We start from the raw sequence: 11,517 nt of genomic DNA, 5'->3' as shown, positions 1-11,517 counted from the left end.
TCGGCGGGGAGGCGGACGTCGCCATGACTGAGCACGGACCAACGAAGCAGGCCGCTTCGGGCCGAAAGGTCTTGCCGATCGTGGAGGGCGTCGTGCTGGTCGCGGCGCTGTTCGCGCCGCTGCTGCTGCAGGACTACCTCACGGTGTTCGCGACGCGGGTGATCATCCTCGCGCTGTTCGCGCTGTCGTTCGATTTGGTGTGGGGCTACGCCGGCATCATGAGCTTCGGCCAGGCGCTGTTTTTCGGGTCGGCCGGCTATGGGGTGGCGCTGCTCGCGCGCGACCTCAACATCACCAACATCTTCCTGGTGCTGCCTGCGGGCACCATCATCGGCCTCACCTTTGCGCTGCTGCTGGGCGGCTTCCTGCTGCTGGGACGGCATCCCTCCAGCGTGATCTTCGTCTCGCTGGGCACGCTGACCGGATCCTACGCCGCCGACCGGCTGGCGCGCGGCTGGTACTATCTCGGTGGCCAGAACGGTATCCCCTCGATCTCGTCGATGACACTCGGCAGTTACGAATTCTCGGAAGGGCCGCCGTTCTATTATCTCGTGCTTGGCCTTTGTGTCGTTGTCTATCTCCTTTGCCGTTTTCTGGTGCGCTCGCAGTTCGGGTTGGCGCTGGCGGGATTGCGCGAGAACGAGCAGCGCATCGCCTTCTTCGGCTACAAGGCGCAGCACCTGAAGGCGATCATCTTCGCGATCGGCGGCGCGGTGGCGGGTCTTGCCGGCAGCCTCTATGCCTTCCACGAAGGTTTCGTCTGGCCCAACATGGTCGGCGTCGTGGTCTCGACGCAAGTCGTGCTCTATGTGCTGTTCGGCGGTTCCGGGACGCTGATCGGCGCCGTCATCGGTGCCGTCATCGTCGAGGGCGTCAGCTTCTGGCTGTCGGACAATTATCGCGAGGTCTGGCCGATCATCCTCGGCGTGCTGCTCCTGCTCGTGATCCTGTTCCGGCCGCTCGGCCTGATCAGTTTCGTGCTCGGCGAACGCGAGCGGGTCGGCAGTTTCGGTGGCAAAGCGAAGGAGAAGCGCGATGCCGCTCCTTGAAGCCACCGGCGTCAAGAAGATCTTCGGTAAGCTCACTGCGCTCGATGGCGCCGCGCTGACCGTCGGCGAGAACGAGTTTCACGGCCTGATCGGCCCGAACGGCTCCGGCAAGAGCACGCTGATGAAGTGCATTGCCGGTGCCGAGGTGCCTACCCAAGGCAAGGTCTCCTTCGTCAACACCGACATCACGGCATTCACGCCGACCGAGCGTGCCCGCGCCGGCATGAGCCTGAAATTCCAGATCACCAGCGTACTGCCGACGCTGACGCTCTACGACAACATCCTGCTCGCGCTGCAGGCGCAATCCTCGCTGTTCGATCTCGTATTCTCGCGCACCCGCGTGGCGCTGCACGATCAGGTCATGACCATGCTGACGCAATTTCGCCTTGCCGACCGCGCCTTCGATGCGGCGGCGGCGCTGTCGCACGGCCAGCAGCAATGGCTGGAGATCGCGATGGCGCTTGCCTGCAAGCCGAAGCTTCTGCTGCTGGACGAGCCCACCGGCGGCATGAGCCTGGAGGAGCGCCGCGTTACCGGCGAACTGTTGCAGCCGATCAAAGAACATTGCTCGCTGGTGATCGTCGAGCACGACCTCGATTTCATCCGCGACATCTGCGATCGTCTCACCGTGCTCGACCAGGGCAAGGTGCTGGCGTCAGGCACGGTGTCGGAGATCCAGGCCAACAAGGCCGTTCAGGAGATCTATTTGCGCCGTGCCTGAATTTTTGGACATCAAGCATCTCGACGCCGGCTATGGCCGCAGCCAGGTCCTGTTCGACGTCAACCTCGGCATTCCCTGGCGCGGCGGCGTCGCCGTGCTGGGCCGCAACGGCGCCGGCAAGACCACGCTGATGAAGACCATCGTCGGCGAGCTGCCGGCGTGGAAGGGCGAGGTCGCCTTCGACGGGCGCGACATCAGCCGCCGCGCGACGCAGGAGCGCGTGCGCGCCGGCATCGGCTACGTGCCGCAGGAGCATTCGGTGTTCGCGCGCCTGTCGGTGCGCGACAATCTTGCGGTCGGCTCGCTCGCGAGCAGGAAGGCCGACGCGGTCGACCACGTGCTGACCATCTTCCCAAAGCTCGGTCAGCGCCTCGACCAGCCCGCCGGCACGCTGTCCGGCGGCGAGCGCAAGATGCTCGCCATCGGCCGCGCCATGCTGGGCGATCCAAAACTGCTTCTGCTCGACGAGCCGACCGAAGGCGTCTGGATCGGCGTGATCGAGGAGATCACCGAGCGCCTGATCGAACTCGCGAAAACCATCGCCGTCATCATCGTCGAGCAGCACCTCGACCTCGCGCTCCGCGTCGCCGACTACGCCTACGTGCTCGACCGCGGCCGCGTCGCACTACAAGGCGAGGCAGGCGAGGTGAGGGGCAATCCGGAGCTGCTGCGGTATCTGGCGCCGTAGGAGAGCGCGCGTGAAGCGCGTCGCTCTCACACCGAACTCGGCTGTCATGCCTCGCGGAGGCGGGCATCCCGTACGCCGCAGCTTCTCGATCGATAAGGGGTGCCTGGAATACTGGATTCCCCGCCATCGCGGGGAATGACGGCGTCAGGCTGGGATGGATCGGAGAGATTAAGCGGAGCGCCCGTCTACTTCACCGCCCCAAACCGGCTGTCGAACGAGTTCGACTGCACGACCGGCGCGGCGCCCATGATCTGGGTCGCTTCACCCGCGCCATCCGACACCGACGGCTTCAGCGTCGGGCGGGTCGCGGCGAGGCGGGTGTCGGGCTTCACAGGTTCGGCGGGTTTGGCAGCGGCAACAGCCGGCTTCGGCGCATCCTTCGCTGCATCCTTGGATGTGTCGCGACCCGGCACGAACCGGGTCACCGCGGCCTTCAGCCGGGACGCTGCGGTCGGCGGCGTCGTGGTCGTCGCGGCCGGAGCGACGGATGCCGTGGCCTGCGGTGGCGGCGTGGTTGCCGTGGCGTCGGCGTTGCCCATGCCCATCTTGCGGCCGAGGTTGGAGAAGAAGCCGGATTTCTCAGGCGCAGCTGCAGTGGCGACGCGGGCGTTGGCGGCGGGCGCGCTAACAGCGACGACCGGCTCTTCCTGCGGCGAGGGCGCGGCCGCATCGAGATTCGGCTTCGGCGGATTGACGTGTCCAGGGATCGTGCCCGGCGCCTTCGCCATCGCCAGCATCTGCAAGGTGGTGCCTTCGGCGCCCTCCGACAGACCCGTCGACCCTTCCGGAATCTTCGCGGCGAAGATCTTGTTCATGCCGCCGTCGATACCGGTGTTCATGCGCGCAACGGGCGTACCGCGCGAAACCAGCTTGTTGTACTCAGCCTGGTCGCGCGCATCCTTCTCGCGCACGGCGCTGACGATCTCCTCGGGGACCACATAGGCCGGACATTTCGCGGACGCGTCGAACACCGGATCGCGCTTGGCGTCAGGCGCCTTCGCCGCGTCGAACACGTACTTCTTCTCGCAGAAATCGACCTTCGGCTCCTGCCGCGTCACCTCGAAATGATCATAGCCTTCCTTGATCATCTTCCAGAACGGCATGTTCGGATTGTTCCGGTGCTTGGCCATGTTCACCGGGGTCATCTTGAACGGATAGGCCTGCAGCTGGAACGCCTTCTGGCCGCCGAAGAAGGATTCGCGCCCGAGCGAATAGATCTCGGCGATCTGCTCGTCCGTCATCGCGTAGCAGCCGCGCGACGAACAATCGCCATGCACCATCAGCTGCGAGCCGCTGCGGCCCAAAGCCTTGTCGAACGCGTTCGGATAGCCCGTGTTGAACGACAAATAGTACGCCGACTGCGGATTCATCTGACCCGGATTGATCGAGTAGAATCCTTCCGGCGCCTGGCGGTCGCCTTCGCGCACCTTCGGGCCGAGGTCGCCCGACCAGCGACAGATCGGATAGGTCTTGAGCAGCGCGAACTGGCCGTTGCGGGTCTGCTTCCAGACCTCGAGCTCGGCCTCCTGCTTGAACAGGCGCACCAGAATCGGCGATTGCAGGTCCATGTTCTTCTCGACCATCGCGGCGAGAAGTTTTGGCGGGACCGGCTGGTTGGCCTTGGCATTGGTCGCAAGCGAAACCTGGTCGGTATCGCAGCCGGCCAGCACGAAGCTGGCGGCAAGCGCCACCGAAACCAGAAACGCGCGAGCAAGCGAACGAGAAATCAAGATGGACCCCACACCGTCCAGGGCAGCGCGCGCAAACCCCAATCTTGAAGCATGATCCGACCGGAGACCGGGACCCGTCGCGACGGGCTTTTTCGCAATCACGCTCCAGCGCTTATGCCCTGAAGCCATTGATTAAAATTCTAACCTCTGGGTCATGTGGTCGCAACCCGAACGGGGATCACGAGCCCGTTGGCCCAAAGGCGTGGTCAACGAAGACTTAAACTGGGCCGTAACTTGGGCCTCGCGGCCAAACCGGTACAGAGATCGCTGATTTGGGCAAAAAAAGGGTTAACGCGGGGTTACCGGACGCCTGCGGGGCTTGGCCGGCCTCAAATCCAGCGTCGTCCTGGCGAAAGCCTGGACGACGGCGGAGGGTAACGCGTCCAACGGGTCCCAAACCGCCCGAATCAGCCCAATTTCCGGCCGATATCGAGGAATTTCTGCCGCCGATGCTTGCGGATGGCGTCGCCGTCGAGGCCCCGGAGCTCGTCGAAGGCCTTGGCGATGGCGTCGCCCGTGGTGGCGATCATGGCGGCGGGGTCGCGATGGGCGCCGCCGACCGGTTCCTTCAGGATGCTGTCGATTACGCCGAATCGGAGCATGTCCTGTGCCGTGATCTTCATGTTGTTGGCGGCTTCCTGCGCCTTGGAGCCGTCGCGCCAGAGGATCGAGGACGCCGCCTCGGGCGAGATCACGCTGTAGATCGCGTGCTCCAGCATCAGGACCTTGTTGGCGGTGGTGATGGCGATGGCGCCGCCCGACATGCCCTCGCCGGTGATGATGGCGACGTTCGGCACGGTCAGCGCCATGCAGGCATCGGTCGAACGCGCGATCGCCTCGGCCTGGCCGCGCTCTTCCGCACCGATGCCGGGATAGGCGCCGGCGGAATCGGCGAGCGACAGCACCGGCAGGCCGAACCGCTCGGCCATCTCCATCAGCCGCACGCATTTGCGATAGCCCTCGGGCCGCGCCATGCCGAAATTATGCTTGATGCGGCTCTCGGTGGAATCGCCCTTTTCCTGGCCCATCACGCAGATGGCCTCGCCGCGGAAGCGGCCGAAGCCGGCTACCAGCGCCTCGTCCTCGCCGAACTTGCGGTCGCCGGCGAGCGGGGTGAACTCGGTGATCAGGCCCTTGATGAAGTCGTTGAAATGCGGCCGCTGCGGATGCCGCGCGACCAGCGTCTTCTGCCACGGCGTCAGGTTCAGATAGAGGTCGGCCATCGCCTGCGCCGCCTTGTCCTCGATCCGCCCGATCTCCTCGGCGATGTCGCTGCCGGAGGCCGCAAGCGTCCGCAATTCATCGAGCTTGGAATCGAGCTCGGCGACGGGCTTTTCGAAATCGAGATAGCTGCGCATCTGGTCTGGCATCAACTCAATATAGGGAGGACGGGGCGAGGCGGCGAAGCGGATTCGATGTCGTGGAAAGAAATGTAGGTCCGTCAATGAGTTGGCTTGTGTGTTCGCAACCAGCGCAGGCCAATCATCGTGAGGCCTCGGCTCTTTCTGCGGAGATGTGGCCGAAGTCAAGGCGGTTTCGGCCTTGGCCTGCAGCGGGGCGACGCGCCAGACCTACTTCTCCGCCAGCGGGTGCAGGTCGCGGACCAGGCTCTTGAGCCGCTCCTCGACCACGTGGGTGTAGATCTGGGTGGTCGAGATGTCGGTATGGCCGAGCAGCGTCTGCACGATGCGCAAATCGGCCCCGTTGTGCAGCAGGTGGCTGGCGAAGGCGTGGCGCAGCACGTGGGGGGAGACCAGCCGGGCCTGCAGCCCTGAAGCGACCGCAAGCTCCTTCAAGTCGCGGGCAAAATGCTGCCGCGTCAGATGTCCGCTCTCGCCGAACGAGGGGAACAGCCATTTCGAGGCCGCCACGCTGTTCTTCTTGTCGGACTTGTTGTTGTCCTTGGCGGCCTCCGTCGCCGCGAGATAATCAGCCATCGCCTGGCGCGAGGCCTCGTTGAGCGGCACCAGCCGTTCCTTGTTACCCTTGCCGCGCACCACGATCATGCGGGCGTCGCGCTTCGCGGCCGTGCGCGGCAGCGCCACCAGCTCGGAGACGCGCAGGCCGGTGGCGTAGAGCACCTCGAGCAGGCAATAGAGTCTCAGGGCGCGCAGCCGTTTCGAGGGCGAGGCAGCCTCCGCCTCGCTCAATTCCTTGGCGCGGCGGAGCATGCGGTCGACATCCGCGATCGACAGCACCTTCGGAAGGCCGCGGCCGCGCTTCGGCCCGGACAGGATCGCCGCGGGATCGTCGGTTCTGATGCGTTCGTTCAGGAGGAAGCGATAGAGATGCCGCATCGCCGATAGCCGTCGCGCGACGCTGGTGGACTTGAAGCCGCGCGTGTCGAGATCGGCGAGATAGTCGCGCAGCGTCTGTGTTTCCGCGTCCGCGAATGCATGGCCGACGCGGCCGAGAAACTCGGAGAAGTCGGTGAGATCGCGGCGATAGGCATCGAGCGTATTGGGGCCGGCGCCCTGTTCCGCCGCGAGCATGTCGAGGAACAGGCCGGTGAGTTTTGTGTCCGAGGGCTTTGCACGCATGCCCCGGAGGCTACCTCCTATTTCTTGAGAAACTTATCCGGCGGGATCGTCACGGTCATTTCCCGCGGCTTGGGATTGACGAAGTTCGCCAGCGCGAAGACCACGCCATAGACGATGCCGGCGATCACGGCGACGACCGTCAGGAAGCGGAACAGGCTGGGCATCGGCAGGATCTCGGAGAGGGTCTCGGTCAGGCGGCTTGGCGGGCAAATTAACCAATGAAATCATCCAACACGTTCGCCGTTTCGTGGCAAGAGTCCTCTGGCGAGGCCCCCTTTGGGGTCGTATAGGTGGCCAAAGGATGCCGCCTTTGGCGGCAGATCGAGCGAGACCCATTCGAGCGAGACAAATGCCCGACGCCGCGTTGCCGATCCAAGCTTCGCCCGAGGCCGACATCCTGTCGGCGCTGGGGACGCGCTCGATCGTGCTCGTCGGCATGATGGGGGTGGGCAAATCCACCATCGGCCGCCGCATGGCTCTCAGGCTCAAGCTGCCCTTCGTCGATGCCGACACCGAGATCGAGGCCGCAGCCGGCATGACCATACCGGAAATCTTCGAGCGCCACGGCGAGCCGCATTTCCGTGACGGCGAGGCCCGCGTGATCGCGCGTCTGCTCGACGGCGGCCCCATCGTGCTGGCGACCGGCGGCGGCGCCTTCATGCGCGAGGAGACGCGGAGCCGTATCGCGGCAAAGGCGATCTCGATCTGGCTCAAGGCCGATCATGACGTCATCATGCGCCGTGTGCGCCGGCGCGCCGACCGTCCGCTGCTCCAGACCGCCGATCCCGAAGGAACCGTGACGCGCCTGCTCACCGAGCGCGAGCCGGTCTACGGCCATGCCGACCTCACCATCGCCTCGCGCGACGTGCCGCACGACAAGATCGTTGAGGAGACCATCGAGACGCTACGCGCGCATCTTTGCGGCGAACGGGCGTCCCCGCCACCAGCCGACGTCGCGAGTGCCGCACGATGACCGCGCCTTTGAAACATTCCGATCCCGTCAACGTCGAGGTCGCGCTGGAGAATCGCGCCTATGACATCGTCATCGGCCGCGGCATTCTGGCTTCGCTCGGCGAACGCGTCGCGCGCCTGCGCCCCGGCGTGCGCACCGCGATCGTGACGGATCGCACCGTCGCGAAATACTGGCTCGAACCCGCCGAGGCCTCGCTCGCAGCCAGCGGCATTGCGACATCGCGCATCGTCGTCGAGGAAGGCGAGATCTCGAAGACCTATGCCGGTCTCGAAAAGGTCAGCGAAGCCCTGATCGCCGCGAAAATCGAGCGCAACGATCTCGTCATCGCGCTCGGCGGCGGCGTGGTCGGCGATCTCGCCGGCTTTGCGGCGGCGATCCTGCGCCGCGGCCTCGATTTCGTGCAGGTGCCGACCTCGCTGCTGGCGCAGGTCGATTCCTCCGTCGGCGGCAAGACCGGCATCAACTCGCCGCAGGGCAAGAATCTGCTCGGCGCCTTCCACCAGCCGGTGCTGGTGATTGCCGACACCGCCGTGCTCGACACGCTGTCGCCCCGGCAATTCCGCGCCGGTTATGCCGAGGTCGCCAAATACGGCGTGCTCGGCGACGAGGCCTTCTTCGCCTGGCTCGAGAAGAACCATTCCGACATCTCCAAAGGCGGTTCGGCGCGCGAGCATGCGATCGCGACCTCCTGCCGCGCCAAGGCCGGCGTGGTCTCGCGCGACGAGCGCGAGACCGGGGAGCGCGCGCTGCTCAATCTCGGCCATACGTTCGGCCATGCGCTGGAAGCCGCGACCGGCTTCTCCGACCGCCTGTTTCACGGCGAGGGCGTTTCGATCGGCATGACGCTGGCGGCGCAGTTTTCGGCGAAGCTCGGCATGATCGGCGAAGCGGATGCGACGCGCGTCGAGCGTCACCTCGTTGAGGCAGGCCTGCCGACGCGCTTGCAGGACATCGCGGGCTTCGCGCAGGAGGGGCTTGCCGATGCCGACGCGCTGATGGCGCTGATGGCGCAGGACAAGAAGGTCGTGCGCGGCAAGCTCACCTTCATCCTGCTGGAGGCTGTGGGACGCGCCGTCGTCGCGAAGAACGTCGAACCGGCTCCGGTGCGCGACTTCCTCAAGGACAAGCTCGCCCACAAGGCGTGACACGCGGTTGAACGGCGCTAAAGCGTTTTCGAGCGAAGTGGGTACCGGTTCGCGTCAAGAAAACGCGTCAAAACAAGAAACCAGAGTGGTTCATGGATTGGCTCGGATTCACCATCGTCATTCTCTGCCTGCTCGTCTCCGGCTTCTTCGCCGCGAGCGAGACGGCGCTGACCGGCGCCTCGCGCGCCAGCATGCTGCGGCTCTCCAAGCAGGGTAATCGCGACGCCGACGTGGTCTCGCAACTGCTCGACATGCGCGAGCGCCTGATCGGCGCGCTGCTGCTCGGCAACAACATCGCCAATATCAGTGCATCCGCCCTGGCCACCAGCATCTTCACGGCCTGGTTCGGCGACGTCGGCGTGCTCTATGCCACCGGCTTGATGACCGCGCTGGTCGTGATCTTCGCCGAGGTGCTGCCCAAGACCATTGCGATCAACGCGCCTGATCGCATGGCGCTGGCGGTGGCGCGCCCGATGCGGCTGACGATGTACGTGCTGGGGCCGCTGCTGCGGATCGTGGAAGTCATCGTGCGGCTGTTGATGCGCCTGTTTGGCCTTGCCGGCGAGCACCAGGCGATCCTGTCGCCGACCGAGCGCCTGCGAGGTGCGGTCGACCTGCTGCACCATGAGGGCAAGTTCGAGAAGCACGACCGCGACATGCTCGGCGGGCTGCTCGATCTGCGCGAGCTCCAGGTCTCCGACGTCATGATCCATCGCACCGAGATGACGATGATCAACGCCGACCTGCCGCCGGAGGATCTGGTGCGCGAGGTGCTGGCGGCCGAATACACCCGCATTCCGCTGTGGCGCGAGAAGCCGGAAAACATCATCGGCGTGCTCCACGCCAAGGATTTGCTGCGCGCGATCCGCGCGGCCGACGGCGAGACCTCGCGCATCGACGTCTCCACCATCGCGCTGCCGCCGTGGTTCGTGCCGGAGATGCGGCCCGTCTCCGAGCAACTCAAGGCGTTCCGCCGCCGCAAGACCCATTTCGCCCTGGTCGTCGACGAGTACGGCGAAGTTGAAGGTCTCGTGACGCTGGAGGACATTCTGGAAGAGATCGTCGGCGACATCTCCGACGAGCATGACGTCGTGGTCGCGGGCGTGCGCGCCCAGCCGGACGGCTCGGTCGTCGTCGACGGCTCGGTGCCGATCCGCGACCTCAACCGCGCCATGGACTGGCACCTGCCTGACGAAGAGGCAACGACGGTCGCCGGCCTCGTCATTCACGAGGCGCGCTCGATTCCCGACCGCGGCCAGAGTTTCACCTTTCACGGCTTCCGCTTCCGCGTCCTCCGCCGCGAACGCAACCGCATCACCGCACTCCGTATTTCACCGGTGCCGCGCGAGACGGAGATGGAGGAAGCCAAGCGGCGGCGGGCCGGGACGTCGTTTTGACGCGGTAGCTGTCATCGTCCGCGAAGGCGGACGATCCAGTACGCCGCAGCGGCTCGATTCTAGCCGCGTCGCCTCGGAGTACTGGATGCCCGCCTTCGCGGGCATGACAGCCGTATCGGCGAGCTAGCTCCCGCCTTCTCCCGGCGCTTGCGCGTGGATCGCCAGTGCGTGCACGCTGCCGGAGAGTTCCGCGGCGAGCGCCGAATTTATCATGCGGTGCCGATCAACCCGGCTCTTCCCTTTGAAGGCGGAAGACACAATATAAACGCGGAAGTGCGTCTCGCCGCTGGGCCGATGGCCGGCGTGGCCCTCATGCAAATGTGACTCGTCGACGACTTGCAGGCTTTCCGGCGTGAAAGCTTCCTGCAACTTGTTGCTGATAGTGTCTCTGATGGCCATCTGGGTCATTACGGTGCGAGATCGCTCTCCGTATTGCATAGGCCGCCTCTGGCGGTCGTTCAAGGACGCCTCAGCATAGTTTCGGCTATGCTTTTCAGCTAATTGCAATGTCAAGACTTGAAGGTTTTTGCATTGCGTAGTCAAAGTCAGCCATGCCGATCGATTCATCAAAGTTCTTCGACTCCATCCGGATCAAGCCGAAAGGCAAGCAGCCGGAAGTGAAGCCGCGCGACGCCGTGGTCAATTGCGAATGGACCGGGTGTCAGAACAAGGGCGCGCATCGTGCGCCCAAGGGTCGCGACAATCAGCGTGAGTACTGGCACTTCTGCCTGAATCATGTGCGCGAGTACAACCAGAACTACAATTTCTTCTCCGGCATGAATGCCGACGCTGTCGCGCGCTATCAGAAAGATGCGCTGACCGGTCATCGTCCGACCTGGAAGATGGGCGCCAATGGCGGCGTCAAGAAAGGCGCCGAGGCCGAGATCGACGGTGCCTTCGATCCGTTCAGCATGTTCCAGGAGCTCAACGGCCGCACCGGCTGGCGCGCCGGCCCGCAGGCCGCGCCCAAGGCCGAGACGCGCAAGATCATGAACGCCGAGCGCAAGGCGCTCCAGGTGATGGGCCTCGGCCCCGAGTCCACGCTCGCCGACGTCAAGTCCAAGTACAAGGCGCTGGTGAAGCAGCACCACCCCGACGCCAACGGCGGCGACCGCTCCACCGAGGACCGCCTGATCGAGATCATCAAGGCGTATAATTATCTGAAGACCGTGGTGCGCGAGTCCTGAGGCCGCGCCACTGTCTTCCCTTCTCCCCTTGTGGGAGAAGGTGGCACGAAGCGCCGGATGAGGGGTTGCTTCCTCAAATTCCAATGC

General features: G+C 64.9%; 12 protein-coding genes. 7 read left to right on the top strand and 5 right to left on the bottom strand.

The genetic code is table 11. The features are described from left to right. From IVB47_RS22670 to IVB47_RS22660, 3 genes are all read left to right on the top strand, one after another. Positions 1-1,049, top strand: a 1,049-nt coding sequence (locus IVB47_RS22670; protein WP_346730807.1) for a branched-chain amino acid ABC transporter permease, incomplete at its 5' end; no start/stop codon positions are given. Beyond that, entirely contained in the window at positions 1,036-1,770 is a 735-nt protein-coding gene (locus IVB47_RS22665) for an ABC transporter ATP-binding protein (RefSeq protein WP_247282998.1), read from the top strand. The genes IVB47_RS22670 and IVB47_RS22665, both read left to right, overlap by 14 nt. Beyond that, entirely contained in the window at positions 1,763-2,458 is a 696-nt protein-coding gene (locus tag IVB47_RS22660) for an ABC transporter ATP-binding protein (protein ID WP_007599215.1), read from the top strand. The genes IVB47_RS22665 and IVB47_RS22660 overlap by 8 nt, the downstream gene beginning before the upstream one ends. Before the next feature lie 185 nt (positions 2,459-2,643). Here the strand turns inward: IVB47_RS22660 and IVB47_RS22655 are convergent, their stop codons facing one another. From IVB47_RS22655 to IVB47_RS22640, 4 genes are all read right to left on the bottom strand, one after another. Then, on the bottom strand, positions 2,644-4,188 hold the full coding sequence (locus IVB47_RS22655; RefSeq protein WP_247464442.1) for a murein L,D-transpeptidase family protein: 1,545 nt from the start codon (positions 4,186-4,188) through the stop codon (positions 2,644-2,646). A 407-nt stretch (positions 4,189-4,595) separates the two neighbouring features. Continuing rightward, on the bottom strand, positions 4,596-5,558 hold the full coding sequence (locus tag IVB47_RS22650; RefSeq protein ID WP_007599220.1) for an acetyl-CoA carboxylase carboxyltransferase subunit alpha: 963 nt from the start codon (positions 5,556-5,558) through the stop codon (positions 4,596-4,598). A 201-nt stretch (positions 5,559-5,759) separates the two neighbouring features. Then, on the bottom strand, positions 5,760-6,728 hold the full coding sequence (gene xerD, locus IVB47_RS22645; protein ID WP_247464439.1) for a site-specific tyrosine recombinase XerD: 969 nt from the start codon (positions 6,726-6,728) through the stop codon (positions 5,760-5,762). A gap of 17 nt (positions 6,729-6,745) precedes the next feature. Beyond that, positions 6,746-6,892, bottom strand: coding sequence for a hypothetical protein (locus tag IVB47_RS22640; RefSeq protein ID WP_035669499.1), 147 nt, complete (start codon positions 6,890-6,892; stop codon positions 6,746-6,748). Positions 6,893-7,077: 185 nt separating this feature from the next. Here IVB47_RS22640 and IVB47_RS22635 point away from each other — a divergent pair, with 185 nt between their 5' ends. The 3 genes from IVB47_RS22635 (at position 7,078) to IVB47_RS22625 (ending at position 10,243) form a co-directional block, all read left to right on the top strand. Beyond that, the gene (locus IVB47_RS22635; protein ID WP_247363073.1) at positions 7,078-7,701 is read left to right on the top strand and encodes a shikimate kinase; all 624 of its coding nucleotides are present in this window, start codon (positions 7,078-7,080) and stop codon (positions 7,699-7,701) included. Beyond that, the gene (aroB, locus tag IVB47_RS22630) at positions 7,698-8,846 is read left to right on the top strand and encodes a 3-dehydroquinate synthase (protein ID WP_247464435.1); all 1,149 of its coding nucleotides are present in this window, start codon (positions 7,698-7,700) and stop codon (positions 8,844-8,846) included. Before IVB47_RS22635 ends, aroB begins: the two co-directional genes overlap by 4 nt. A gap of 92 nt (positions 8,847-8,938) precedes the next feature. Then, positions 8,939-10,243: an HlyC/CorC family transporter gene (locus IVB47_RS22625; protein WP_007599226.1), complete on the top strand. Its 1,305-nt coding sequence runs from the start codon at positions 8,939-8,941 to the stop codon at positions 10,241-10,243. A 123-nt stretch (positions 10,244-10,366) separates the two neighbouring features. On the opposite strand, the gene IVB47_RS22620 is transcribed toward IVB47_RS22625, so the two are convergent. Further along, a complete protein-coding gene (locus IVB47_RS22620) occupies positions 10,367-10,642 on the bottom strand; it encodes a BolA family protein (protein ID WP_026232423.1) in 276 nt (91 codons plus the stop codon). Positions 10,643-10,794: 152 nt separating this feature from the next. On the opposite strand from IVB47_RS22620, the gene IVB47_RS22615 reads away from it, so the two are divergent. Further along, positions 10,795-11,430 carry a DnaJ domain-containing protein gene (locus tag IVB47_RS22615; RefSeq protein ID WP_247464432.1) on the top strand — a complete coding sequence of 212 codons (636 nt, stop codon included), beginning with the start codon at positions 10,795-10,797 and terminating at the stop codon, positions 11,428-11,430. Positions 11,431-11,517 lie beyond the last annotated feature (87 nt).

The sequence above is a fragment of the Bradyrhizobium sp. 62 genome (genome assembly GCF_023073035.1).
Taxonomy (GTDB): Bacteria; Pseudomonadota; Alphaproteobacteria; order Rhizobiales; family Xanthobacteraceae; genus Bradyrhizobium.
The sequence above is the reverse complement of the archived record's forward strand: the minus strand, read 5'-3'. Positions and strand labels throughout refer to the sequence as shown.